Origin of the sequence: Kaistella carnis, from assembly GCF_003860585.1 — a bacterium.
Lineage (GTDB): Bacteria > Bacteroidota > Bacteroidia > Flavobacteriales > Weeksellaceae > Kaistella > Kaistella carnis.
Genome location: NZ_CP034159.1, coordinates 3,157,998 through 3,182,884, shown reverse-complemented (window position 1 = coordinate 3,182,884; position 24,887 = coordinate 3,157,998). Strand labels below are relative to the sequence as shown.

At 36.0% G+C, this 24,887-nt stretch carries 25 protein-coding genes; 21 read left to right on the top strand and 4 right to left on the bottom strand.

Going from position 1 to position 24,887, the window contains the following annotated elements:
* The first annotated feature begins 32 nt into the window (after positions 1-32).
* From EIB73_RS14770 to EIB73_RS14670, 21 genes are all read left to right on the top strand, one after another.
* Positions 33-1,547 (top strand): catalase, encoded by a 1,515-nt coding sequence (locus EIB73_RS14770; RefSeq protein ID WP_125025998.1) that lies wholly within the window; start codon positions 33-35, stop codon positions 1,545-1,547.
* Positions 1,548-1,728: 181 nt separating this feature from the next.
* A complete protein-coding gene (locus EIB73_RS14765) occupies positions 1,729-2,913 on the top strand; it encodes an MFS transporter (RefSeq protein WP_125025997.1) in 1,185 nt (394 codons plus the stop codon).
* Positions 2,914-2,951: 38 nt separating this feature from the next.
* The gene (locus EIB73_RS14760) at positions 2,952-3,527 is read left to right on the top strand and encodes a TMEM175 family protein (RefSeq protein WP_125025996.1); all 576 of its coding nucleotides are present in this window, start codon (positions 2,952-2,954) and stop codon (positions 3,525-3,527) included.
* A gap of 11 nt (positions 3,528-3,538) precedes the next feature.
* Positions 3,539-3,811, top strand: a complete 273-nt coding sequence (locus EIB73_RS14755) for a GNAT family N-acetyltransferase (RefSeq protein ID WP_125025995.1) — start codon at positions 3,539-3,541, stop codon at positions 3,809-3,811.
* Positions 3,812-4,251: 440 nt separating this feature from the next.
* On the top strand, positions 4,252-5,688 hold the full coding sequence (locus tag EIB73_RS14750; RefSeq protein WP_125025994.1) for a sodium:solute symporter: 1,437 nt from the start codon (positions 4,252-4,254) through the stop codon (positions 5,686-5,688).
* Positions 5,689-5,763: 75 nt separating this feature from the next.
* A complete protein-coding gene (locus tag EIB73_RS14745) occupies positions 5,764-6,999 on the top strand; it encodes an AbiH family protein (RefSeq protein ID WP_125025993.1) in 1,236 nt (411 codons plus the stop codon).
* Positions 7,000-7,099: 100 nt separating this feature from the next.
* Positions 7,100-7,636 (top strand): hypothetical protein, encoded by a 537-nt coding sequence (locus tag EIB73_RS14740; protein ID WP_125025992.1) that lies wholly within the window; start codon positions 7,100-7,102, stop codon positions 7,634-7,636.
* A 328-nt stretch (positions 7,637-7,964) separates the two neighbouring features.
* Positions 7,965-9,071: a hypothetical protein gene (locus EIB73_RS14735; protein ID WP_125025991.1), complete on the top strand. Its 1,107-nt coding sequence runs from the start codon at positions 7,965-7,967 to the stop codon at positions 9,069-9,071.
* 110 nt (positions 9,072-9,181) lie between these two features.
* Complete coding sequence (locus EIB73_RS14730) at positions 9,182-10,033, top strand: transketolase (protein ID WP_125025990.1); 852 nt, start codon at positions 9,182-9,184, stop codon at positions 10,031-10,033.
* Between the two features lie 331 nt (positions 10,034-10,364).
* Entirely contained in the window at positions 10,365-11,312 is a 948-nt protein-coding gene (locus EIB73_RS14725; protein WP_125025989.1) for a transketolase family protein, read from the top strand.
* Positions 11,313-11,502: 190 nt separating this feature from the next.
* Entirely contained in the window at positions 11,503-13,347 is a 1,845-nt protein-coding gene (locus EIB73_RS14720) for a hypothetical protein (protein WP_125025988.1), read from the top strand.
* Between the two features lie 204 nt (positions 13,348-13,551).
* Complete coding sequence (locus tag EIB73_RS14715; RefSeq protein WP_125025987.1) at positions 13,552-13,788, top strand: hypothetical protein; 237 nt, start codon at positions 13,552-13,554, stop codon at positions 13,786-13,788.
* A 160-nt stretch (positions 13,789-13,948) separates the two neighbouring features.
* A complete protein-coding gene (locus tag EIB73_RS14710) occupies positions 13,949-14,506 on the top strand; it encodes a CIA30 family protein (RefSeq protein WP_164467906.1) in 558 nt (185 codons plus the stop codon).
* A 207-nt stretch (positions 14,507-14,713) separates the two neighbouring features.
* On the top strand, positions 14,714-15,268 hold the full coding sequence (locus tag EIB73_RS14705; RefSeq protein WP_125025985.1) for a TraB/GumN family protein: 555 nt from the start codon (positions 14,714-14,716) through the stop codon (positions 15,266-15,268).
* Positions 15,269-15,464: 196 nt separating this feature from the next.
* Positions 15,465-16,946 carry a potassium/proton antiporter gene (locus EIB73_RS14700; protein ID WP_125025984.1) on the top strand — a complete coding sequence of 494 codons (1,482 nt, stop codon included), beginning with the start codon at positions 15,465-15,467 and terminating at the stop codon, positions 16,944-16,946.
* 4 nt (positions 16,947-16,950) lie between these two features.
* On the top strand, positions 16,951-17,769 hold the full coding sequence (locus EIB73_RS14695; protein WP_125025983.1) for a universal stress protein: 819 nt from the start codon (positions 16,951-16,953) through the stop codon (positions 17,767-17,769).
* A 160-nt stretch (positions 17,770-17,929) separates the two neighbouring features.
* The gene (locus EIB73_RS14690) at positions 17,930-18,496 is read left to right on the top strand and encodes a DUF488 domain-containing protein (RefSeq protein ID WP_125025982.1); all 567 of its coding nucleotides are present in this window, start codon (positions 17,930-17,932) and stop codon (positions 18,494-18,496) included.
* A gap of 106 nt (positions 18,497-18,602) precedes the next feature.
* The gene (locus EIB73_RS14685) at positions 18,603-18,815 is read left to right on the top strand and encodes a hypervirulence associated TUDOR domain-containing protein (protein WP_125025981.1); all 213 of its coding nucleotides are present in this window, start codon (positions 18,603-18,605) and stop codon (positions 18,813-18,815) included.
* A gap of 183 nt (positions 18,816-18,998) precedes the next feature.
* A complete protein-coding gene (locus EIB73_RS14680; RefSeq protein WP_125025980.1) occupies positions 18,999-19,880 on the top strand; it encodes a LysR family transcriptional regulator in 882 nt (293 codons plus the stop codon).
* 81 nt (positions 19,881-19,961) lie between these two features.
* Positions 19,962-20,897: a YeiH family protein gene (locus EIB73_RS14675; RefSeq protein WP_125025979.1), complete on the top strand. Its 936-nt coding sequence runs from the start codon at positions 19,962-19,964 to the stop codon at positions 20,895-20,897.
* Between the two features lie 248 nt (positions 20,898-21,145).
* Positions 21,146-22,423, top strand: coding sequence for a chloride channel protein (locus EIB73_RS14670; RefSeq protein WP_125025978.1), 1,278 nt, complete (start codon positions 21,146-21,148; stop codon positions 22,421-22,423).
* 247 nt (positions 22,424-22,670) lie between these two features.
* Here EIB73_RS14670 and ric read toward each other — a convergent pair whose 3' ends face one another.
* The 4 genes from ric to EIB73_RS14650 form a co-directional block, all read right to left on the bottom strand.
* On the bottom strand, positions 22,671-23,384 hold the full coding sequence (gene ric / locus EIB73_RS14665; protein ID WP_125025977.1) for an iron-sulfur cluster repair di-iron protein: 714 nt from the start codon (positions 23,382-23,384) through the stop codon (positions 22,671-22,673).
* Positions 23,385-23,504: 120 nt separating this feature from the next.
* Complete coding sequence (locus EIB73_RS14660) at positions 23,505-23,936, bottom strand: RrF2 family transcriptional regulator (RefSeq protein WP_125025976.1); 432 nt, start codon at positions 23,934-23,936, stop codon at positions 23,505-23,507.
* Between the two features lie 14 nt (positions 23,937-23,950).
* Positions 23,951-24,325, bottom strand: coding sequence for a hypothetical protein (locus EIB73_RS14655; RefSeq protein ID WP_125025975.1), 375 nt, complete (start codon positions 24,323-24,325; stop codon positions 23,951-23,953).
* Positions 24,326-24,394: 69 nt separating this feature from the next.
* On the bottom strand, positions 24,395-24,865 hold the full coding sequence (locus EIB73_RS14650; protein ID WP_125025974.1) for an Lrp/AsnC family transcriptional regulator: 471 nt from the start codon (positions 24,863-24,865) through the stop codon (positions 24,395-24,397).
* Positions 24,866-24,887: the final 22 nt, after the last annotated feature.

Below are 24,887 nucleotides of genomic sequence, written 5' to 3'. Positions count from 1 at the left end.
TAACTTTAATCAATCAAAAAATTAATAGTATTATGGAACAAAAGAAAAAACTTACAAGACAAACAGGAGCTCCGGTTCCGGATAATCAGAATACGCAAACTGCAGGACAGCGCGGTCCTTTGCTCATGCAGGATTTTTGGTTTTTAGAAAAAATGGCCAACTTCGACCGAGAAGTAATTCCGGAAAGAAGAATGCACGCAAAGGGTTCTGGTGCGTTTGGAACCTTCACCGTAACACATGATATTACGCAATATTCGAAAGCCAGTATTTTCAGTGAAATTGGAAAACAAACCGAAATGTTTGCCCGTTTTTCCACGGTCGCCGGAGAGCGAGGCGCCGCCGATGCAGAAAGAGACATCCGTGGTTTCGCATTAAAATTTTATACCGATGAAGGTATTTGGGACATGGTCGGAAATAACACGCCCGTTTTCTTTTTCCGGGATCCGATGAAATTCCCGGATTTAAATCATGCTGTAAAACGCGATCCGAAAACCAATATGAGATCCGCTAATAATAACTGGGATTTCTGGACTTTACTACCGGAAGCTTTACACCAAGTGACCATCCTGATGAGCGATCGCGGTTTACCAAATGGCTATCGACACATGCATGGTTTTGGAAGTCATACGTACAGTTTCATAAATAAAGACAACGTTCGACATTGGGTAAAATTCCATTTCCGTACACAACAGGGAATAGAAAACTTAACCGATGAAGAAGCGGCAAAATTAGTCGGAATGGATCGGGAATCTGCACAGCGCGATCTATTTGAAAATATCGAAAAAGGCAATTTCCCGAAATGGAAAATGTTTGTACAGATCATGACCGAAGAAGAGGCGAAAACTTACCGTTTTCATCCTTTCGATTTAACTAAAGTTTGGTCTAAAAAAGATTTTCCTTTAATTGAAGTTGGAGAATTTGAACTGAACAAAAACGCGGAGAATTATTTTGCGGATGTTGAACAAGCTGCCTTTAATCCTACGAACATTGTTCCCGGAATTGGATTCTCACCAGACAAAATGTTGCAGGGAAGATTATTTTCTTACGGTGATGCACAGCGTTACCGATTGGGCGTGAATCATTATCAGATTCCTGTAAATAAGCCAAGATGTCCTTATCACGCTTATCACAGAGACGGACAAATGCGCGTGGATGGAAATTATGGCGGAACCAAACATTACGAACCAAACAGTTACGGAGAATGGCAGGAACAACCTTCTGCGAAAGAACCACCACTGGAACTTTCGGGTGATGCTTATGCGCACAATTTCCGGGATGACGATGATGATTATTTCACACAACCGGGCGATTTATTCCGCATCATTAAAGCAGATGGAAAAGCGGAGGTGTTATTTAAAAATACAGCAGCAAATGTCGGCGGAGCGGAGAAATTCATTCAAATCCGGCACATCAGAAATTGTTACCAGGCCGATCCGGAATATGGAATGGGCGTTGCAAATGCGCTTGGATTAACGATGGAGGAAGTTACCAGTTTTGATATGACGCCGTACGATCAGTGGGCGCCGAGAAAGTCCGATTCATTTTAAATAAATTTTTATTATAATGAAAGGTGGAATGTTTAAAAACATTCCACCTTTTTTAATTTAAAAAAACATTTCATCATTGTTATTTTCGATATCTCGTGTAGCATATTTGCAGTACTGTTTTCAGTAAAAAAATACCGATTTTTGCGCCTTCAAATTACACTGAAGAATTTTAAAACTCACGATGCTAAAAGAAAAAAATAAGCTAATTGCCACTTTGCTCGCATTCGCGGTTATTCCAATGTCGGGTTTGGCGACCGATATTTACTTGCCCTCGATGCCGACGATGGCGATCGAACTTCAGCAACCGGAGACTAAAATTCAACTCACGCTGACTTTATTCTTGATCAGTTATGGAATCACACAATTTTTTGCAGGAAGCGTTGTCGATTCTTTCGGAAGATATCGTGTAACACTGGTTTCTCTCGGTTTATTTATGGTCAGCTTTTTAGTGACGGCTTTAACAAGAGACATTATGGTGATCTATGCGATGCGTATTTTACAGGGCGTATTAGCTGGTTTTGCAATTGTCTCCAAACGTGCATTTTTTGTAGATGTTTTTGAAGGAGAACAGCGAAAACATTATTTGAGTGTCATGACGATCGTGTGGTCAGTCGGTCCTATTGTCGCGCCGTTTTTGGGAGGTTATTTGCAGAAACTCTTCGGATGGCAGTCGAATTTTTACGTCTTGGCGGGCTACAGTTTGGTGTTATTGATTTTGGAACTTCTATTTTCCGGGGAAACCTTAAAAGTTAAAAAGCCCTTTGTTATCAATTTTGTGTTAAAGGAATACGACATGATGTTCCGAACGAAGGATTTTTTCTACGGCATGCTCATGTGTGGCATAAGTTATGCCATGGTGATTTTCTTTAATCTTTGCGGCGCATTTATCATTGAACACAAAATGGGTTATTCAGAAGTGGTCGCGGGTTACGTTTCTTTGATCCTGGGTTTAGCGTGGATGAGCGGAGGGTTTCTGGGAAAATTCTTAATAGAAAAAGATTTTCTGCCTAAAATCAGATTTGCAAATTACACACAGTTATTTCTAATCCTCTTTATGATCTTTTGCTCTTTCTTTCTAAACAACATTTACAGTCTGGTGGCATTTGCATTCGTAATCCACATTACGGCGGGTTTCATTTTTAATAATTATTTCGCCTACTGCATCGGAAGATTTCCAAATTCAGCGGGAGTTGCAGGAGGCTTAACGGGCGGTGTTTCCTATATCATCACTTCGGCCGTAAGTTATACCATTGTTGCCCTTCTTCGCCCGACGATGCAGTTGGAAGTGGCGGAAGGATATTTGATACTAGCACTTTTGGGATTCGTCATTTTGAGCCTGACAAAATTTAGAAAAGCACATCTTTAAATTTACAGAATTTAATTACCTTTATTCTTTTATAACAAATGACAAAAGGTAGATTAGAAGCTTTCAGCGACGGTGTTCTCGCCATTATCATCACGATCATGGTTTTAGAATTGCGAATTCCGGAAGGCGATACTTTTCAGGCTCTAAGACCAATGGCCTTTAAATTCCTGTCTTACATTTTCAGTTTTCTATACGTTGGAATTTACTGGAATAATCACCATCATCTTTTTCAGGCGGTAGAACACGTGAATGGAAAAGTGCTTTGGGCGAATCTGCACCTTTTATTTTGGCTCTCCATTTTACCATTTGCCACTTCCTGGATGGGAGAAAATGACTTTGCAGAAAACCCGGTCGCCTTGTATGGGTTTATCCTCCTAATGTGTGCTTTAGCATTCAATATTTTACAAAAACTTTGCCTCGATCTGGAAGGCAAAGATTCCGTGATTGCAAAAGCCCTGAAATCTACTTTAAAAGAAAAAATATCTGCCGCAATTTACATTAGTGGCATTGTACTTTCTTTCTATTTTCCGGTCGCTGCGGTAATTATGTATTATTTGGCCGCATTATTGTGGACCATTCCTGACTTAAGAATTGAAAAAAATCTAGAACAATAAATAGTACTATAATGACAGAAGTAAAACAAAACGAGAAAACGCTTGATCTTTTTTACGAAGGACAAAAAGCAGGATTTATGGAATATGAAAGAAAGGAAGGAGTATTCGTAATTACACATACCGAAGTTTCTGAAGAATTTGGTGGAAAAGGCTTAGGCAAAGAACTGGTAAAAGCTGCCGTAGAAAGCGCAAAAAAATATGATCTAAAAATTGTTTCCTATTGTCCGTACGCGAAAAAGATGATCGAGAAAACGCCGGAGTTTAAAGATATTTTGGCAGAATAACTTTCATTATTAAAAGCATCTATTCCCTTTGAGATTGTAGAAGTGTTTTTATCACTACAATCATTTCGATCATAAAGACTTCGGCTAGCGCAATCTGAAGTGGAATTAAATACCGAAAGAACCTTTTGTATAAATATTAAAGGTCTTTTTTTGTGCCTGAGATTTAAAAGAAGTAAAAACCTGCGCCCCGACTTGAGTGGAGCTCTTTTTAATTGATGGCTGAACTCATAGTGTCAAATTCAGCCTGCGGAAAATCAGCCGGCAATTAAAAAAGCGGGAACGGAAGGCGGAAAAAGGCACCCCAAAAAATAAAAAGCACCAAATCAAAAAACTTAAACAGGTGGCAAAAAAAATAATGATTTCCTTTTCTACACCCTAAAGCCTGCACCCAAATCCTCTCAAAAAAAACTATATTTGTGGAAATTTATAAAACAAATTCTATGAATCCACTCGTGTTGCTGTTGATCATTATTGCGTATTTTGCACTTTTACTTTGGGTCGCTTACCGAACCGGAAAAGGCAGTAACAACGAAAGTTTTTTTATTGGAAACCGAAAAAGCAACTGGATGCTTGTTGCGTTTGGAATGATCGGAACCTCGCTTTCGGGCGTGACTTTCGTGTCGGTTCCGGGAGCTGTTGGCGCAGATCAATTTCATTATCTGCAAATTACAATTGGTTATTTGATAGGATATATCGTCATCGCATACGTGCTTCTCCCCCTTTATTACCGCTTAAAACTGACCTCTATTTACGGTTATCTGCAACAGCGAATGGGGAAACTTTCTTACAAATCCGGAGCCTGGATCTTCATCGTTTCGCGTTTGGTAGGTGCAACGGCGAGATTATATTTGGTGGTGAATATTCTGCAGCTCACCATTTTAGACAGTCTAGGGGTTCCGTTTATTGTGACGACACTGGTTATTTTGGGAATGATCATTCTGTATACTTATGAAGGTGGCGTAAAAACCATTGTCTGGACCGATACTTTGCAAACAACGTGTATGCTTCTGGGATTGATCATTTGCTCGGTTTATATGATGAAGCATCTGGATTTAAACTTCATGGAAAGTATTTCCGAAATGAATAAACTGGGCTATACCGAGGTTTTCAATACGGATGTAAACAGCAAAGCTTTCTTTTTTAAACAGATTTTAGCCGGTGCTTTTATCACCATTACAATGACCGGAATTGATCAGGAAATGATGCAGAAATCCTTGTCGGTAACCAAACTGAAAGATTCGCAGAAAAATATGGTCACGCTAGGATTTATTCTGGTTGTTGTTATTTCCCTATTCCTGTTTATGGGTGGACTTTTGCACCTTTATGGAAACACAGAACATGTGGCAAGTTCCGGAGATCAATTGTTCCCGGATATCGCCTTGAATCATATGCCTCCATTTATTTCCATCATCTTTATTGTGGCTTTAATTTCAGCGCTGTTCCCAAGTGCAGATGGCGCGATGACGGCTTTAACTTCGTCACTGTGTATTGATGTTTTTGGGTTGAGAGAAAAACCAATTTCCCAAAAAGAGCAGGAGAAATTCAGAAAGAGAGTTCACTTGATTGTGGCGTTTGCCTTTTTGGTCATGGTTATTATTTTCAAATTGATCAATGACAATTCGATGATCGGTTTGATTCTGAAAATGGCTGGATTTACCTATGGACCACTACTCGGATTGTTTGCGTTCGGAATTTTCACCAAATTCCAGGTGAAGGACAAATGGGTTCCTTATGTTTGTATCGCTTCGCCGGTTATTTCGTTTTTGATCGATAAATACCAAGAGAACTTTTTCGGTGATTTCAAAATTGGTCTGGAGTTGTTGATTATTAATGGATTGATTACGTTCTTTGGATTGTGGTTGATTCGGAAGAAATAAGCATTGTTGAAAACTAAATATTTAAAATCGGTTGAAAGCTCAATCGATTTTTCTATTTTTATACAAACGCAATTGATGAATAGATTAATTTTAGTAGGAAATGGTTTCGATTTAGCACATGGATTAAAAACCAGTTATAACGATTTTATCGATGATTTCTGGTCATCTATCGTTTCAACAATGACTAATTCTGCGAATCGACAGAGCCGTTATTATAAAGATGATGTTATTAAAGTCGAAAATACAGATAGTTTAGAATTATCGTTCTTATCACGAATGCCTGTGACTAACTTTGAAACTTTTAAACAATGTTTGCAGACTTATAATTATAACCTTTCAATTCATAATCGTTTTTTTACTCATATAAATGACCATAAATCAATCAGAAATTGGGTAGATATTGAAAACGAATATTATCAATTATTAGACAGATGCAGCGATTCTAATTATTCAATTGATGCTTTAAATAGAGACTTTAGTGTAGTAAAAAATCTATTTATAGATTACCTAAAAAAAATTAATCTAACACTGATTCCGAAAGAACGAATTAAAAATTTAATTTTTGAGAGATTTTATCTGAAGGATTTTATTCAAGAATCGCAATCAAAGATTTTAAATGAAGTTGAAAAATATTTAGGAATTCAGTTTGAAAAATTAAATTTACAAAATGATATATCTTTAGAGTCAAGAAGATTTCAAAAATTATTTCTAGAATTTCAAAGTAATGAAAATTCAGAAATAGAAACTATCAATTTTCTAAAAGCAAGAGTTGATGATCTACATACTAAAAGTTCTATTGAAATATTTAAATTAGATCCAAAACAAACTCTATTCTTAAATTTCAATTACACTGATTCTCTTAAATATTATATAGATAGTCGATACGAAAATCTTGTTAATATTCATGGTGAATTATTGAACAAAGATAAACCGGTAATATTCGGATTCGGTGATGATGTCGATGAAAAATATAAACATTTCGAAAACCTTAACGATAATCGTTATTTAGAGAATTTCAAGTCAATTGCTTACTTACAAACACGCAATTATAAAAAGTTTTTAGAATTTATTGATTCAGAGGAATATCAAGTCTTTATCGTAGGTCATTCTTGTGGAATTTCAGATAGAACAATGCTCAATACGATTTTTGAACATGACAACTGTAAATCTGTAAAGCCATTCTTTCACAAAAGGCCAGATGGCAGCGATAATTACACAGAAATAGTTCAAAATATTTCAAGAAACTTTAATGATAAGAAGAAATATAGAGATAGAGTTGTCAATAAAACAGATTGTGAACGTTTGACATAATAAAACATCCGATTTAACCACTCGAATTCTCCATTTCAAAACTCTTCAAAAAATCCCTACTTTAGCACCGAAAAACGATTAACCATAAAACCAAATCACCATGAAAAAATTATTAATACTTAGCATGTTCCTCTTTGGGATGATCCAGTCATTCGCACAAGACAACTTCGATATTTCCACTTTACGAATTGGTCCTTTCACCATCGGCATGAAAGATAAAGCCGCAGAGCAATTCACCAAATCTAAACTAGTTGTCTACAATGGCCCAAATGAGTACAACAAAAAAAATAAGGTGAATTATAACGGCGAAATCATTGGAATCACCATCATGGAAACATGGGATGATGCGGGAGAAAAACTACGGGGCTATCAAATCTATTCTTTGTCGACCACCAGTAAAAAATTCCGTACAAAAAGCGGCATGGGCGTTGGCAGCACCAAAGAAGAATTATTAGACGCGTATAAAAATTACCCCAATTTCTCCGTGAACCAAATGTGGGATGAAAAAACCGAAAAACTATCATCTACAATGAGCAATTTTGTGCTGACCGATAACGATGCGGGCACGAACTTATCTTTCACATTGATCAATAATGTGGTCACAGAAGTGAATGTGTATATGAATGAAGGTTGCTAAAAATTTTCAAATCTGATAATATGTACAGACTTTAATTTTTCTATTTAAGAACGCATTCCTTCAATACCAATTCTTAAAATAATTTAAAACAATGCTCAAAATAATGTCCACTTCCCTTATCATTTTTTTCTCACTAAGTCTTCAGGCGCAGAAAAAATCACCGCAGAAGAAAAATTCTAAACCAAAAACACCGATATAAGCTGCAGTTGTAAGTATGACGAGTGGCGACGAATTTTAAAATGATTACGCCGTTGATACTCTTGAAATAAAAAGTGGAAAACCTTCCGTATTCCTTATCGACATTGATCAAAGTCAAGGTGAAGGTTTAATGTCTCCCGAAGATCAGGAAGAAAATGAACTCCGGAAAAATTTTAAAAAAACCGATTTTCAACTGAAAAAAATCGTGCGGTACACGTATCTGCTTTTTGAAAACGGGGAATATTTGGATTTGTCGGGAAAAGGAAACACTTTTCAGGCAACGGCTTTCTGGAGCGGCGATCTGAAGAAATCTGCAGTGGTACAAGAAGGTAAGAAAAATGCAACCGAATTTGTTGCGGCGCAATTGGGCCTTAAAAAACAATCGTCTTATGTGACCACTACTACGAATTACAAAAAAGAAATTGCCGAACTTTTAAGCAAAGATAATTTCACCGACAAGTCTAAGTTGGTCATGAATGCCTTTTTGCAGATCGGTTCTGTTCCCGAAATGGCGCTCATCGAAAAGGAATCCATGATCTTCAACAGATCGCAAGAAAAAGTAAAATCAATAACGACCACCTTTATTTTGGGGAATGGAAAAAAAATGCTTTTTGAGAAAAAAGAACTGAATACAGCCGGTCAGCCAACTTCAAACATTCAATATGATAAATCTGGAAAAATCTCCAGTAACACCACATTTATTTATAAAAACAACAGGCTTTCTGAAATCAAAGGTGCGTTGCACACGACCAAAATAAATTACAGCAACGACCAAATGATCATGCAAAAAAATGTGGGTGATGCCGATGAAACTGAAATTTATACTTTGAGCGGCGATCATCTTCTTCGTAAATCTTTCATGATGATGTCAGGAGATCAAAATGCCGAGGACAATTCTTTCACCGAGGACAAATTAGAAAAAGATTGCGTGAAATATTATATCGATGGCAAAATCTGGACAAGTAACTGCAGCAGTGATCCGTGGGTTTTTCCCTTCACTTATACCTACACTTCGTTTCAGGATGGTAAAATTTTGCAGCAAAAAGAGTACAAAATTCTCAAAAAAAGCGATCAGCTTTATGAAGAATACTTTGCAAATAACGAGGATGGAGAAAATGAAAAACTCAAACTGGAAGCCACTTACCATTTGAATGGTAAAAACCTTCTAACTTCCATCGATTTTCTCAACAACTGCAGAATTAAAAAAGTGCTTTTAGAATATACTTTTTATCCTTAAGATCAATTTTCCACAATTTCAGGCGAGACTTCTAAACAAAATTTTTTCATTTCGCCCATTTTTGAAACCCATCAAAAATCACTAAATTCGCCTGCAAATAAATCAAAATAATGAGTAAATCTACTGAAGAGCTGAAATCTCTTACCACACAGATTAGAAGAGACATTTTAAGAATGGTTCACGCCGTTAATTCAGGGCATCCGGGCGGAAGTTTGGGCTGTACCGAATACTTCACCGCATTGTACGGGAAAGTCATGAACTACAAACTCCCTTTCACCATGGAAGGAAAAAACGAAGATCTTTTCTTTCTTTCCAACGGACACATTTCGCCCGTGTTCTACTCCACTTTAGCGAGATTCGATTTTTTCCCCGTTGCAGAATTGGCAACGTTTAGAAAATTGGGAACCAGATTGCAGGGACATCCAACCACGCATGACGATCTTCCGGGAGTCAGAGTCGCTTCGGGGTCTTTGGGTCAGGGATTGTCGGTTGCGATTGGTGCCGCTTTAGGTAAAAAATTAGACGGTGATGAAAGCTTGGTCTATGTATTACAAGGCGATGGCGAATTGCAGGAAGGTCAAAACTGGGAAGCATTTATGTTTGCCGCTGCTAAAAAAGTAGATAATTTAATTACAACCATTGACTACAACGGACGTCAGATTGATGGCGACACCGATGATGTTTTAGATTTAGGAAATCTACACGCAAAAATGGAAGCATTTGGCTGGATCGTTTTGAACGAGAAAAACGGAAACGATTTAGAAGCCGTAATCGCGATTCTGGAAAGAGCAAAAGCAGAAACCGGTCAGGGAAAACCCGTGTGTATTCTATTGCATACCGAAATGGGACATGGTGTAGATTTTATGATGGGAACTCACGCATGGCACGGAAAAGCGCCTAGCGATGAGCAACTGGATAACGCTTTCAAACAATTGTATTTAGAAGCGCCGGCTGATTACTAAACTCAATTAGGCAGACATTTCCGCCTTCCACTCCCGCTTTTTTTATTGCTGGCTTCGACAGGCTCAGCCACCAATAAAAAAGAGCTCCGTTCAAGTCGGGCTGCAGATGAGTTATAATTAGAAAACTCGTTATTAAAAGTAAATTTCCGTGAATAGCAATAAATTAAATTCTTTGCGAACCTTGCTAAGTGAAACGCCTTTGCGAACGTAATTAAAAGCATATTTATAAAAAAACCTTGCGCCCTTTGCGTTAAAAAAATTTTAGTAATTTATTTACGGAACATCAATCAAAATTCGAAGTAATTCGAGAAACCAAAACACTAAAAAAGTCATGAAATATACATACACAGAACAAAAAGATACAAGAAGCGGATTCGGCGCTGGATTAGCAGAATTGGCAGATAAAAACCCAAATGTCGTCGCACTTTGCGCCGACCTTATCGGATCCTTAAAAATGGAGAAATTCATTGAAAAAGCACCGGAACGTTTTTTCCAGGTCGGGATCGCAGAAGCCAACATGATGGGAATCGCCGCCGGTTTAACAATCAACGGAAAAATTCCTTTTACCGGAACTTTCGCGAACTTCTCTACTTCCAGAGTTTATGACCAGATTCGTCAGTCAATTGCTTACTCCAACAAAAATGTAAAAATTTGTGCCTCCCACGCCGGATTAACTTTGGGTGAAGATGGTGCAACACACCAAGTTTTAGAAGACATCGGAATGATGAAAATGCTTCCCGGTATGACCGTAATCAACACTTGTGATTATAACCAAACCAAAGCAGCAACTCTTGCCATCGCAGATTTCGACGGCCCCGTTTATTTAAGATTCGGACGACCAGTTGTTCCCGTATTTATTCCGGAAGATATGCCTTTCGAAATCGGAAAAGGAATTATGCTTCAGGAAGGAACCGACGTCACCATCGTCGCAACCGGACATTTAGTTTGGGAATCTTTGTTGGCGGCAGATGCTTTAGAGAAAGAAGGAATTTCTTGTGAAGTGATCAACATTCACACGATCAAACCTTTAGACGAAGAGATCATCTTAAAATCGGTAGAAAAAACAGGAAGAATCGTAACAGCCGAAGAACACAACTACATCGGAGGTTTAGGAGAATCCGTGGCCGGAATGTTGTCCAGAAAAAGACCAACCATTCAGGAATTCGTAGCCGTAAACGATACGTTCGGAGAATCTGCCACACCAGCAGAACTCATGAAAAAGTACGGAATCGATTCGGACGCTGTTCAAGCAGCAGTGAAGAGAATTATGAAGAGATAATTTCTTTTGAAATATTATTTTAAAACACGTCGGAAGGCGTGTTTTTTTTGATTTATCACAAGAATTAAATTGTAAAAACCTAAAAAATCCATAAATGCTCTTTGAGAAATATTGCCTATTTTAGCTTTTACAATATTAATAAATCATTTGGCAATACGATTAAAAATAATCAACATAAATAAAACATAAGATGAAACTTGAAAAAATTTTAGATAAATTGGGATCTTTGGAGAAAAACTCTTTTATAAAAATAATAGATAATAAAATTTCAAAAAATCCAAAAAACGCTAAAGACATTGAAAAACTGTTAAGTAATTCTGATAAAGGTCTAAAGAACGCAGATAATATCAATATTGTAAATATTTTCAATTTAATATCAGAGGAATTTAAAGAGCATATTATTTGCGAATTTAATGAAGCCAATTCTCAGTTAGACATTCTAATTGATATCATTATTCGAGATGGAAATTGCATTATGAAACAAGATTGGTTTTCTAGACTTTACGAAAATGAAATTAAGAACTTAAAGATTAAGATAAAAGAACTCAATACAGACTTAGAAAGTGAAAAATCGGAAATTTCCGAACACAGAAAAAGAGATTACAGAATTTACAAAAACTGTCTTTATACTGCTTTTCATAATGACGTCTCAAATAACAGGGAAACAAAAGTAAATTCTGATGAACTCTCAATCATTTTAACTTTAGCAAAACAGCTTGATCTTTCTCAAGAGGAAATTAAATTTATCAACTACTCAGTTCTACCAATAAAGAAAATTGAAATTCAGGAAGTGGTTAATCATCTGAAAAATATGGGAATCTTATTTTTCTCCAAAAAAGATAGTTGCATCTATGTTGCAGATGAAATAGTCCGACTACTGCGCAATATTAGAGAAAAAGAAGTAGCAGAGAAGTTCTACAGAAGAACTCTTAAACTATTTAGAGAACCGATCATTAATCAAATTGCAAAAAACCATAATATTGATCGAAAAATGTCAATAACTGAAAAAATTGAGAAGATTATTAATGACGGAGTTTCGCTTAGTTCTATCCTTAAAAATGAGATTTACAAAGAAGGCATTTCACTTACTGAAAAGAAGAAATTTTTAGCAGAAGTTATTGAAAAAGGTCTTGGTATAGAAAATTTAAAAGGGAACACACTAGAAGATAAAATAGGAAGTTTAATCGAATATTTTAACGCTATCGAAAAAGATGATAAAGTTGGAATATCACATGATGGCTATGATAAAATGTTAACTGAATTAAATGTTTCATTGCCAAAATTAAATAAAGAGATTAAAGAGCAATTTGAACTTCAAGATGAGTACGTCTTAAATGCTTCATTTTTGCTTGATTATAACATTAAGCCTAGAGACATTTTAGATTTAATTTCGAAAGTAGATTTGACGCAATTTATAAAAGATAATGGAGTAAAGCAGCGTGGTGATGATATCTTGAACATTTTAGAGCACTACAAAGATGTTGAAAATCTTTACATGGAAAACTATGCAAATGTTGGATATCGCAATTTAAATCTTTTAAAAGAGAATGGAATTCAAATTAAAGAAAGTGAGTTAGGATTAAAGTTTGAGGAGTTAACGAGGATAATTTTTACAGGCCTAGGATTTAATGTTGATGAAAAATTAAAAAATGAGTTGAATACTCAGAAAGATATGATTGATGTCCTACTAAATTTGGGCAATAGTGAAATTATAATTATTGAATGTAAAACCATTAAAGAGAAAGGTTACAATAAATTCAGTTATGTTTCCAGACAACTAAAATCATATCAAAATTTAGCTTTAAAAAACAATCTTCGCATCGTGAAAATTCTACTTGTTGCGCCAGAGTTTAGTGATGACTTTGTTTACGACTGTGAAATGGACACTGAAATGAACTTGTCTCTAATAACATCCTCAACATTGGCTCAAATATTTGAATCATTTAAGAATTCTAAATACAATGTTTTTCCACATGTATTGTTCAGAGATATTTTGATTAATGAAGAACGAGTAAGTAAAGCATTGAGTAAGTAATAGCATCATTTTGATACGCATTGGTAAACCAGGACCAAAAGTATTTTTTAAAGCCAAAAAATAAAAACTAAATTTTTTGAGTAGGAAACAAACTATTTTGCTTGTTCATTGCATAAATTTTCATCACGGATATTAAGTCCGCATTATTAAAAACTTAAACAAGTTTAAAATTTTTTATTATATTAGAGAATAAACTTGTTCGATATGATAAGATATAGAGTAAAAAAACTTCCGTACGTGGAAGGTTTTGTTATGAATTATATTTACGAAACAGTAAGTAAAAGGCAACTTCCTGGAATGCTTGAAGATGGCTGGGAAGTCGTAAGCAAAGAAAATACTATCGAAACATTCTACAAAGAAAAATGGGTGAGTATTTCTCGTGCAGAAAAAGTTTCAATTATTTCACTTATTATTGCTTTGCTGACTTTTGTATTTAAATAATTAGTCCGATGCTACGATAGGACACGAGTGAAACGCTCTCGCCAGCGAAGACAACAATCATTAAACCCATCAAAAAAATTCTTTTACATTTTGTATTTTTAGATTCAACAAAAGCAAAATGCAACTCCTAACTATTCTATCACTTTTAATAATTTCCTGTATGTCAAATAAAAATCCAGCTGACGGTACGACCAATAAAACTAAAGCAAAAGCCGAAAAAAACAAGCACATCCTTTATGATTTCACAAAACAGGGCAAAGGCAAATGGCGGATACAAAATGATGTGGTGATGGGTGGCAGATCTGAAAGTCAACTAAAAATGACTGAGGAAAATTACGCCCATTTTACCGGCCGGGTTTCACTGGAAAACAATGGTGGTTTCTGCTCGATCCATCAAACTTCCGAGAAAGAGCCGTTTATAATTAAGGAAGAATCTGATGTTTTTATATTAAATCTTAAGGGAGATGGCAAAGATTACAATTTTAGAATCAGAACTCCGAACGGCAGACATTCGTATGCTGCTACATTTTCAACAAACAATAATGGAGATTGGGAAACCATCACTATTCCATTTAAATCGATGCAAGCCACTTACAGGGGTGAAGTTGTAAACGTCCCGAACTACAACGGCGAAAATGTGGTCGAAATGCAGTTACTGATTGGTAATAAAAAAGAAGAAAACTTTGAAATTTTAGTGAAATCAATTGCGGTAAATTAATTTTTTAAACGGCTTTTCAAAACATTTTAAAGTAAGAAAATAAGCCTCTAACTTCTACTTAAACAAATATTGCGTAAATTCGTTTAACTCAACTTACTGATCTCAAATCAGATAGGGAAATCAAAAGTGATATTTTAAGTTTTAAAGAAATTGATTTTCTAATCAGAGCTTAAAAATTAAGTTTCAAGGAAAAATATTTTACTTATTATGGAAACTAAAAGATTATTTACGCTCATTTCGCTTTTGATCTTCTTTTTGTCTTTCGGACAAAATTCAGTTCTTTGGAAAGTGACCAATAAAAATACGGCGCTCACCTCCTTCATTCTGGGAACTTATCACTTAGCGGGTCAGGAATTTGTCAATTCACATCCCATTATTCTGGAAAAGATGAAAGCAGCAGATCTCGTTATTACGGAAACAGAAATAAACAGATCTAAATTTTCAGCTTATTATAATCTGCGACCCTCTTCAGACATGCTGTCTACCATTTTGTCACCCGAAGATCTGGCCTACCTTAAAGAGATTTTTGCAGACGAAAAAATTGATCTGGAAAAATATACGCCGGGTGAATTATTGCTGAAACTTCAGGTTTATTATCCAAAATACAGGTGCAGCGCAATAAAAAATACCGTCAACTTACCTATGGATGAATATATTCAGCAGCTTGCAGATTTGAACAAAAAAGAATTGTATTATCTGGAAAGTGCTCTTTTTTATCTTGCTATTTTACTTCCTTTTTTTTATATTGGCAAATGTAAATGATGACAGGAGCATTTAGAAAAAATGACATCGGCAGTAATACGCTCCTAAGCAGTTCATTATAAAAATAAAGCTTGCCTTGTTTTCTTATTCAATGGCGCTCAAACTACTGAAGCAGACTGTTTTTTTTTAATAATAAGATAACTGCCCATTAAAAATTGTCTCATCTAAAAAACACATTTCAAAAAGAGGAAAACGAATGAATTTAACCACCGAAAACATCCTGTTAATTGGATCTCTGTTACTTTTTATAAGTATCATTGTAGGCAAGACATCTTATAAATTTGGCGTTCCGACATTATTGCTCTTTTTGGTGGTAGGAATGTTGGCGGGTTCAGATGGAATTTTAGGAATTTATTTTGACAGCCCCAAACTTGCCCAATTAATAGGCATCGTTGCCCTAAACTTCATTTTGTTTTCCGGCGGCCTCGATACCGACTGGACTTCCGTAAAACCAATACTTCGAGAAGGAATTGTTTTGTCTACAGTGGGTGTTTTACTCACTGCCTTAACACTGGGTACGTTTGTTTTCTACGTTACCGACTTTACAATATATGAAAGCATGTTGCTCGGTTCCATCGTTTCATCAACGGATGCAGCAGCCGTATTTTCAATTCTGCGTTCAAAAAGTCTTGCCTTGAAGAGTAATCTAAGACCCACTTTAGAATTAGAAAGCGGGAGTAACGATCCCATGGCGTACGTTCTGACCATCGCATTTTTGACCTTGGTCATCAATCAGGATCAAAGTTTATCTTCTATTATTCCCCTCTTTTTACAGCAAATGGTTTTGGGAGGAATTGCCGGTTTTGGCTTTGGTAAACTCAGTAAATTCATTATCAACCGAATTAAACTGGACTTTGAAGGTCTTTATCCCGTTTTGGTCATTGCGTTAATGTTTATCACCTTTTCAGCGACTGATTTTGTGGGCGGCAACGGCTTTCTTGCCATTTACATTTGCGCCGTATTTTTGGGAAGTCAAGACTTGATCCACAAGAAAACCATTTTAAAAATGTATGATGGACTAGCGTGGCTCATGCAGATCGTTCTGTTCTTAACCTTAGGTTTACTCGTTTATCCCTCAGAAATTACACCCGTAATCGGGATCGGACTTTTAATTTCCCTCTTCTTAATTATTGTTGCCCGACCCGTAAGTGTATTTCTGAGTTTGATGTTTTTCAAAATGGAATTGCGAAGAAGGTTTTATATTTCCTGGGTGGGTTTGCGCGGTGCAGTGCCTATTGTTTTTGCTACGTATCCACTTTTGGCGGGCATTGACAAAGCCGATATGATTTTCAATATTGTATTTTTCATTTCGATTACCTCCGTTCTTATTCAGGGTACCACTCTCTCCGTAGTTGCGAAATGGCTGAATGTTGCACTGCCCGCCAAAAATAAAACGATGACGAACTTAGACCAGTTTATATTGGATCTCCCGAAATCATCACTGAAAGAATTTGAACTGCTCCCGGATGATCATTGCGTCAATAAAAGAATTGTAGATTTAAATTTTCCGCAATCCACGTTCATTGTGATGATCAAAAGAAACGGAGAATATATTCGCCCCGGAGGTTCAACCAAATTAAAAGTCCATGATGTCTTAATGGTTCTGGCAGACGAAGATAAAGACTTTAATATGTTAAGTGATTTCCTGCATCAACCCAAGTTTCTCGTAAAGCCCTAAACCAATGAAAAAAAGATTTATCATCCTTATTGACTTTTCAGACCAAACAAGCAACTTGATTCGATATGCCTGTGACTGGAGTAAGCAAGCCAAGGCAAAATTAATGCTGGTCCATGAAACAATAGTCATAGCGCCGTCTCTAATTGACAGCGAGAGCCGAGAACAAATCACCCAGGAAGCCAATAATGCCGCTTTTCAAAAAATGAAAGCGCTTACAGATGAATTAATTCCATCCTCAACTGAAGTGTCCTTCTCTATTTCAGAAAGCCATATACAAACTACGCTGACCAATCTTTTAGCAGAACCTTTTGAAAACTATATTTTCGCAGGACTTTCAAACACCAACATAATCAAACAGATATTGATAGGTAGTGTCACGCTTCAGATCATTGAAAACATCAACAATACGGTGATCGCAATGCCAAAAGACATTTATAAGTTCTCACACGAGAAGATTTTTGTGGCAGTAACAGAAACGCATCCATTGAATATTTTAGAGTTAAATAAAGTTTTGAATCTTATGGATGAAGCGGAAACTTGTATTACATTCTTTTATCTCGCCAAACCTAAAGAAGACACTTCCGGAATAGAACTTATTTTAAATGATCTCGCAAAATTATTCACAGACCGTTACGAAACAAAAACGGCGATATATAAAGGACGAAACCGCATTTCGGAAATTAAGAAAGTAATCAATGACAGAGAAGAAGAACTCCTGATTGTTCAAATAGGTTCGCGACTTTTAACGGACCAGATTTTTAGAAAATTTTTAATAAATGAATTGGTTTATGAAGGGCAAACTCCTTTAATTGTTTTACCGTAAGATAGAAGCACTTTTATACTGAACTCTCAAGTATTTTTTCATGAAAGATTATCTCAATAAAGATAAACGTACATTGCTCGAAGTAAAAATCCCGGACTTTTAAACACTCCTATTTTCATTTAAAATTTCTAATGTACATTAGATATAATTAATAATTAAAATGAAGACTATTCCAAAACAAACCATCTACACCATCGGTCATTCTACGAGAACGATCGAGGAATTTTTGGAGTTGCTCTTTTCATTTAATATTAAAATTTTAGCAGACATCAGAAGATTGCCGGGGTCACGAAAATATCCGCAGTTCGATCAGGACGCTTTGAAAAAATCCTTAGAAGAAAATGGAATCGTATACATTTATATCGAAGATTTAGGCGGAAGAAGGCCCGCAAAAAAAGAGTCTAAAAATACAACTTGGCGCAATAAATCCTTTCAAGGCTACGCCGATTATATGGAAACCGAATCCTTTGCAAACGGTGCTGCAGAACTGGCAAAGTATGCCTTAGAAAAACCTACTGCGATGATGTGTTCTGAAGCAGTTTGGTGGCGGTGTCACCGTTCTATGGTTTCGGATTATTTCAAAGCAAAAGGTTGGGAAGTTTTGCATATCATGGCATTGGGGAAAGTTACAGAACATCCTTACACTGCGCCGGCGAGAGTTGTGGGAGATCAGGTTCTTTATTCGGAAGAGCGTGCGGATCAACCTTGTCAAGGTTTGAAATCTTGACAAGATTCTTAAAAAAACGTGCTATTGCACTTTGTGAAAGATTGTAACTTTGGCTCCGCCGAATCTTCGATTTGACAGAGTGCAACAACCACTTTAAAAATTCATCATGAAAACAAAATTTAAAATCGGCGACAAAGTCAACTGGAATTCTGAAGCTGGAAAAGTTTCCGGAACCATTATTAAAGTTCATACGAAGGATTTTGATTACAAAGGTTACACGCATCACGCGAAAGAAGACGATCCACAATACGAAATAAAAAGCAGCAAAACCGATCATATTGCGGCGCACAAAGGTTCGGCTTTAACAAAAGAAAAATAATCTTTAGAATAAATTTAACCGCAAAAGAAACAAAAGTTTATATACATAAAATCAAAAGTTTGCAAAATGTAAAGAGAATAATGCGTCTACTTTTTGCTTTCTTTTGAATCATCTTTTTCTACATTTGTCTTTTGCCTCTTTTGCGGTGGAAAAACTTTTGATAAATCCTTAAATTCTCAATTCATGTTCGATTACCGCCTGAAAGTTTTTTCTACCGTTGCAAACCGTTTGAGTTTTACCAAAGCTGCAAACGAACTCAATATTTCGCAACCTGCCGTTACGAAGCACATTAAGGAAATCGAAAACCAGCTGAACACCAAATTATTTAACCGAAACGGAACGACCATTCAACTTACAGAAAGTGGAAAAATTTTATTGGTTTACGCCGAAAAAGTTCGAAATCTCTATCGCGATCTGGAATTTGGTCTGTCGCAACTCAACAAACAGGAAAAAGGAAAACTGAAAATCGGCGCAAGTACGACGATCGCTCAATATATTCTGCCGGAAATTCTGGCGAAATTTAATTCTTATTATAAAGACATCAACATCGAATTGGTGACGCATAATTCCGAAGATATTTCTACTTTGCTCAAAAACGGACAGATCGATCTGGGAATTGTGGAAGGTGAATCGAAGTCCTCTTATTTTAATTATGAAATCTTTAAACCCGATGAAATTGTGTTGGTCTGTAAAGCGACCCATCCTTTGGTTCAGAAAAATTTTAAACTGAAAGATCTGTATGACGTCGATTTGATCGTGAGAGAACAAGGTTCCGGAACGCAGGAATTTATTCAAAATCAACTGAAAAAATCTGGAATTGATGTTCAAAAATTAAAGATCATCATGCAATTGGGAAGCAGCGAAAGTCTCAAAAATTATTTGGTTCATTCTGATGCGATGACGTTTTTGTCCATCAATACCGTTCTGCAGGAATTAAAAAATAATCAGCTAAGTGTGATTGATATTAAAAATTTTAGCATTGAAAGAGATTTTAATTTTATTACTTTAAAAGGAGAACAGTCGGAATTGATCAATCTATTTATTAAATTTATTAGTTATAACTAATTGTTATCTTCAACAACTAAATATGATGAAATTTTGAATGACAAATAGCCGAAATTTGTCCTGTCAAAATCACTTAAAATAATGCAAACTACTTTAGACAAAGACCTTTTTCGAAAAATTCTATTTTTCCTTTTAGTCGTTTTCTGTGTTTCTCCATTCGCAAGTTCTCCTGTTGCTTTGGCTTTAGGAATTGCTTTTACGATCATCATTGGAAATCCATACGAACAGAAAGTTCACAAATATATTCACCTTTTACTGCAAATTTCCATCGTCGGATTAGGATTTGGATTGCAGCTCAATGAAGCGTTGAAAGCTGGAAAAGAAGGAATTACTTTAACCATTATGAGTATCACGACCGTCATGGTTCTTGGTTATTTTCTGGGAAAATTTCTGAAAATTGAAAGACCTTTATCCTACTTGATTTCCGTGGGAACTGCGATTTGTGGTGGAAGTGCAATTGCAGCTGTAACGCCCATCATTAAACCAACCACGAAACAAATGTCTTTGGCTTTAGCGATTGTTTTCACTTTAAATTCCGTGGCTTTATTTATTTATCCCGCAATCGGACATTTATTAAATATGACGCAGGAACAGTTCGGATTGTGGTGCGCAATTGGAATTCACGACACGAGTTCCGTAGTTGGAGCCGCAAATAAATATGGCGATGTCGCGCTGAAAGTAGCAACAACCGTTAAACTTTCAAGAGCTTTGTGGATCATTCCAATGTCACTGTTAACGATGGTATTTTTCAAAACCAAAGGTGCAAAAATTAAAATTCCGTGGTTTATCGGTTATTTTGTGATCGCTATTTTATTGCATACCTATTTTCCGATCTTCGATGGCTTCAGTAAAGTTGCAACAACGGTAGCGAAATCTGGTTTAAATTTAACGCTCTTTTTTATCGGTTCTACCATTTCTATTCAGACCTTAAAAACCATCAGTTGGAAACCATTATTTCTTGCAATCGTACTTTGGGTCATTATCAGCGTCGGAAGTTTGTTGATTATTTTAAAATAATTTTTTTTCAGAAAATGTTTTTTATTGTTTGTCATGCTGAACGAAATATCGCGAAGTGAAGCATCTTATCACTAAACTGAGTTTCTTGCTTGTTCAGAATGACAGTGAAAATATTTTACGGAAAATTCATTTTATCCGTCGTTCTTTAAAGATTCCGTAAATTTGCGTCATCAAAATAAATTGGTTTGATCTTTTCATAGGTCTTTAAAATCCCCTTTTATTTTTTTTCATCTTTAAAAACGACTCCTTTGGAAAGAACGAAAATCGTTACCAAACATTATTTCAGATTAATTGTAGCTTCCGTAATTGTGGCTTTGGGAAGCGCTTTGCTCGCTTTTACGCTCAAACATCTGACAGAATATTTCGAACATTTATTCTTCAACAAGATTAATGATTTCAACTCCATCTATTTTATTTTTTTGCCCACGATTGGAATTACAGCCATCTTTTTCCTGCGAAAATATTTTTTTCAAAACCGGAAAAACAAAGGAATTGCCGAAATTTATAAAACCCTGGATCAGAGAAAAGATCATTTACCACTTTTTAAAATTCCCTCCCATTTCATCAACGGTTTTTTGACCGTTATTTTTGGAGGGTCAACCGGAGTGGAAGTTTCTACCGTTGTTGCAACAGCAACCATTGGAAATTATGCCTACGAAAAAGAATTTTCTGCCAGAATGTACAAACGCGAACTCATCTGCGCAGGTGTGGTCGCCGGAGTTGCGATACTGTTTACGAGTCCGCTCGCCGGATTTTTATTTGCATTGGAAGTCATCGCGAGAAAAATGCGGAAATCGCTTCTCATCGCATGCAGCGCGTCGGCTTTGGTAAGCTGGATCTTTATTGAACTTTTCGATTCTGAAACCATTCTGCATCATTCTGTAGAAAAATGGACGTATGCTGCGATTCCTTTTTTCATTATACTGAGTATTTTAGGTGGCGTACTGTCGGTTTATTTTACGCTTTTGGTGACGAGAATGAAAAAGATTTTCGGGAATATTTCTAATAATTTTATCCGCATCAATTTAGGTGCGATTGCTGTTGGAACCATGATTTATTACTTCCCAAGTCTATACGGCGACAGTTATCACGGACTTCGGGAGATCTTAAACGAACCTTTATCGGCGCCTACTTTAACGATTTTTATTCTTGTAATTTTAGCGGTTCTAAAGCCTTTGGCAGCATCTTTAACTTTGGGTGCAGGCGGCGATGGCGGTGTTTTCGCCCCGAGTATTGTTGCGGGAGCTTTTTTAGGATTAGGAGTGGCTTTTGTAGGCAACACCTATTTCAATATGGATTTAATTCCGATCAATTTTGCGCTGATTGGCGCGGCTGCAACCTTATCAGCTTCGCTTTATGCTCCCTTTACCTCGGTGGTTTTAATTTGCAATCTCCTACCAAATGGCTATATTTTATTTATACCGATATTAGCCTGCTGCTTCGTTTCCTTTTTGGTTGCAAAATGGATTTTACCGTATAATGTGTATACGTATGATTTCTATTTGAATTCTAAAACCTCAGCATAAAAATTTACCGCAAAAATTTTAACGTCATCGTTTTAACCACAAAAGTGACAAAAGTTAAAGTGATAAATACCGTATTTGCGTTCAAAAAAGGCAACTTTCTCTTTAAAAAAATTTCGAATGTCTGCGTGATTATTTACCAGAACACTTTTGTGACTTTTGGGTTTCTAAAACTCCTTAAAACAGAAATCCACTTCAAAAAAAATTGAAATGGATTTCATTTAAAAAACAGAAAATTTAGTTTAGTTTTTTAAAACGTTTTCTCTAATTCGATTGCTTTTGGAAAAAGGATATTATTTTCTAAGTGAATGTGGGTATGAAGATCTTTTTCGAAATCCTCCAACATTTTATACGTCACTTGATAGGTTCCACAAGCATCATCCGGGAACTGATAGTTATTGGTTAAGTTATCAATCTTCACGAACAGGTCGCCTACTACGGTATGCTCATGTTTCATCATCGCAACCGGACTTTCCACCGTTCCGAAATTTGGAGTGATTAATTCTTCGCCTTTTTGTTTGGCGTTCACCATTCTTTTTATGAAAGGGAAAAGAATTAACTCTTCTTTTTTCATGTGCGCTGCTAATTCGCCGGAAATCTCTGCAAAAATGCTGTTGATCTCAAATAGTTCAGGATGTCTCTCGCCATGAACTTTACAGAGTTTATTCAAATATTGAAGCAACACCGTTGAGTTTTCTTCAACATAGCGGTGATGTGTTTTTTCAATATAATCTGCTAATAAATCCAATGGCCAGGAATTAAAATCGATATCACCGGATTTTTCATTTGCGATATTTTCTAAATCGCTGTAGACTTCAGCCACGTCAAATTTCTTGTTTTCACAGGCTTCTTCAATGGTTCTGTTTCCTTTGCAGCAGAAATCAATTTTATATTTTCTAAACACTTGCGCTGCTCTGAAATCTTCCGCAACCATTTCACCGATCGTTTTCTCTTTAGTTAACATGATGTCTTGTTTAATATTATAATACAAATGTACACTATATTTTTAATTCGGACAAATTTATCTTAATTAAAGATAAAGAAATATTTAAAGAACTATTTAGTGTAAAATTTTAGTAAGAATTTATTTCAGCCAAGCCAAACCACTTTCGGTTTTTTGGGCCAAATCATAGAAAGAATATTTCTGTACCATCGCGATCAAACCATTTCGCACTTCTTTGAAATCGTCATGAACCGGACAGGGATTTTCGGAGGAACACTTTTGTAAACCCAAGCCACAATTGGTAAAAATGTCATCACCATCGATCAGCTGAACCACATCATAAATTTTAATTTGCTTCTGCTTGTCAACTTGGAAAATAAAACCACCCTGTTTTCCACGGTTAGATTCCAGAATATTCTCACGACAAAGTTGCTGCAATATTTTTGCGGTAAAAGCCTCGGGTGCATCTACGGCTTTTGAAACTTCCTTTACATTCACACGCCGCTCCTGATGGCTTTGCTGCGCGATATAAATGGTTGCTTTTATGGCATATTCACAGGCTTTTGAAAACATGAATTCAGAATTATTTATTTAAAGAATTGCCATTTCGGAATGATCACAAATAAACCCAGACTGACGTACAAAAACATATTCGTAACATCGGTATAAAGAAAGGTAGAAAGGAAAAAATTATGGGCTAAAAAATGGGTAATGACCGCCGCGGGAAAGAGGTATGCGGCAAGCTTTCGGTATTGATAAATAAAAATGACCGATAAAATCATGATTATATCAACCAAGAATATAAAGTAAAAATAACCGGTGGGGATATTAATCTCTTTGTGCTGGAAAAACTCATCAAAGTCGATCCCAACTCCCATCATTGAAAAAAGTAACAAAGCCGCCAGTGCTAAAACAAAACCGAGATCTTTTTTGGGGCTCTCATCTTGAAAATTATCATTCATAGTGGTAAAAATAAAAAAACTTTTGATAAGAAATCAAAAGTTTTTTGTTTACTTGATATAAATCAGCGATTAGATAGAAACCGCGTCGATTAATCTGTTTTTGTCAGAAATATATTCTTCCATAGAAATCATACTTTCTGTTCTCATCACATCCTGAATGTCGTCGATCTGATATATGATTCTCTTCGCATCTTCGGTGTTCTTTGCTCTTATTTTACAAAAGATATTGTATTTCCCGGAGATCACGCTCGCTTCGATCACATTTGGAATGGTAGTTAATTCTTTTAACACTTCCTGAGTTCGGTTTGATTTGGTAAGTAAAATTCCGATAAATGCAGTAAAGTGGTAATCAAGTTTACCGTAATCGATGTTCAGCGAAGATCCTAAAATAATTCCGGCATCCTCCATCTTTTTAACTCTTACGTGAATGGTTCCTGCGGATACATCCATTTGCTTTGCAATTTCCGTAAAAGGCATTCTGGTGTTTTCTACTAAGAAATCCAGAATTTTTTTATCTATTTCGTCCAGTTGGTAATTCATTTTATGTATTGATAATTTTATG

Excerpts from the sequence above, each read along its gene's own strand:
- EIB73_RS14770 (WP_125025998.1), top strand. The coding sequence starts at position 33 with ATGGAACAAAAGAAAAAACTTACAAGACAAACAGGAGCTCCGGTTCCG.
- EIB73_RS14765 (WP_125025997.1), top strand. The coding sequence starts at position 1,729 with ATGCTAAAAGAAAAAAATAAGCTAATTGCCACTTTGCTCGCATTCGCG.
- EIB73_RS14760 (WP_125025996.1), top strand. The coding sequence starts at position 2,952 with ATGACAAAAGGTAGATTAGAAGCTTTCAGCGACGGTGTTCTCGCCATT.
- EIB73_RS14755 (WP_125025995.1), top strand. The coding sequence starts at position 3,539 with ATGACAGAAGTAAAACAAAACGAGAAAACGCTTGATCTTTTTTACGAA.
- EIB73_RS14750 (WP_125025994.1), top strand. The coding sequence starts at position 4,252 with ATGAATCCACTCGTGTTGCTGTTGATCATTATTGCGTATTTTGCACTT.
- EIB73_RS14745 (WP_125025993.1), top strand. The coding sequence starts at position 5,764 with ATGAATAGATTAATTTTAGTAGGAAATGGTTTCGATTTAGCACATGGA.
- EIB73_RS14740 (WP_125025992.1), top strand. The coding sequence starts at position 7,100 with ATGAAAAAATTATTAATACTTAGCATGTTCCTCTTTGGGATGATCCAG.
- EIB73_RS14735 (WP_125025991.1), top strand. The coding sequence starts at position 7,965 with ATGTCTCCCGAAGATCAGGAAGAAAATGAACTCCGGAAAAATTTTAAA.
- EIB73_RS14730 (WP_125025990.1), top strand. The coding sequence starts at position 9,182 with ATGAGTAAATCTACTGAAGAGCTGAAATCTCTTACCACACAGATTAGA.
- EIB73_RS14725 (WP_125025989.1), top strand. The coding sequence starts at position 10,365 with ATGAAATATACATACACAGAACAAAAAGATACAAGAAGCGGATTCGGC.
- EIB73_RS14720 (WP_125025988.1), top strand. The coding sequence starts at position 11,503 with ATGAAACTTGAAAAAATTTTAGATAAATTGGGATCTTTGGAGAAAAAC.
- EIB73_RS14715 (WP_125025987.1), top strand. The coding sequence starts at position 13,552 with ATGATAAGATATAGAGTAAAAAAACTTCCGTACGTGGAAGGTTTTGTT.
- EIB73_RS14710 (WP_164467906.1), top strand. The coding sequence starts at position 13,949 with ATGTCAAATAAAAATCCAGCTGACGGTACGACCAATAAAACTAAAGCA.
- EIB73_RS14705 (WP_125025985.1), top strand. The coding sequence starts at position 14,714 with ATGGAAACTAAAAGATTATTTACGCTCATTTCGCTTTTGATCTTCTTT.
- EIB73_RS14700 (WP_125025984.1), top strand. The coding sequence starts at position 15,465 with ATGAATTTAACCACCGAAAACATCCTGTTAATTGGATCTCTGTTACTT.
- EIB73_RS14695 (WP_125025983.1), top strand. The coding sequence starts at position 16,951 with ATGAAAAAAAGATTTATCATCCTTATTGACTTTTCAGACCAAACAAGC.
- EIB73_RS14690 (WP_125025982.1), top strand. The coding sequence starts at position 17,930 with ATGAAGACTATTCCAAAACAAACCATCTACACCATCGGTCATTCTACG.
- EIB73_RS14685 (WP_125025981.1), top strand. The coding sequence starts at position 18,603 with ATGAAAACAAAATTTAAAATCGGCGACAAAGTCAACTGGAATTCTGAA.
- EIB73_RS14680 (WP_125025980.1), top strand. The coding sequence starts at position 18,999 with ATGTTCGATTACCGCCTGAAAGTTTTTTCTACCGTTGCAAACCGTTTG.
- EIB73_RS14675 (WP_125025979.1), top strand. The coding sequence starts at position 19,962 with ATGCAAACTACTTTAGACAAAGACCTTTTTCGAAAAATTCTATTTTTC.
- ric (WP_125025977.1), bottom strand. The coding sequence starts at position 23,384 with ATGTTAACTAAAGAGAAAACGATCGGTGAAATGGTTGCGGAAGATTTC.
- EIB73_RS14660 (WP_125025976.1), bottom strand. The coding sequence starts at position 23,936 with ATGTTTTCAAAAGCCTGTGAATATGCCATAAAAGCAACCATTTATATC.
- EIB73_RS14655 (WP_125025975.1), bottom strand. The coding sequence starts at position 24,325 with ATGAATGATAATTTTCAAGATGAGAGCCCCAAAAAAGATCTCGGTTTT.
- EIB73_RS14650 (WP_125025974.1), bottom strand. The coding sequence starts at position 24,865 with ATGAATTACCAACTGGACGAAATAGATAAAAAAATTCTGGATTTCTTA.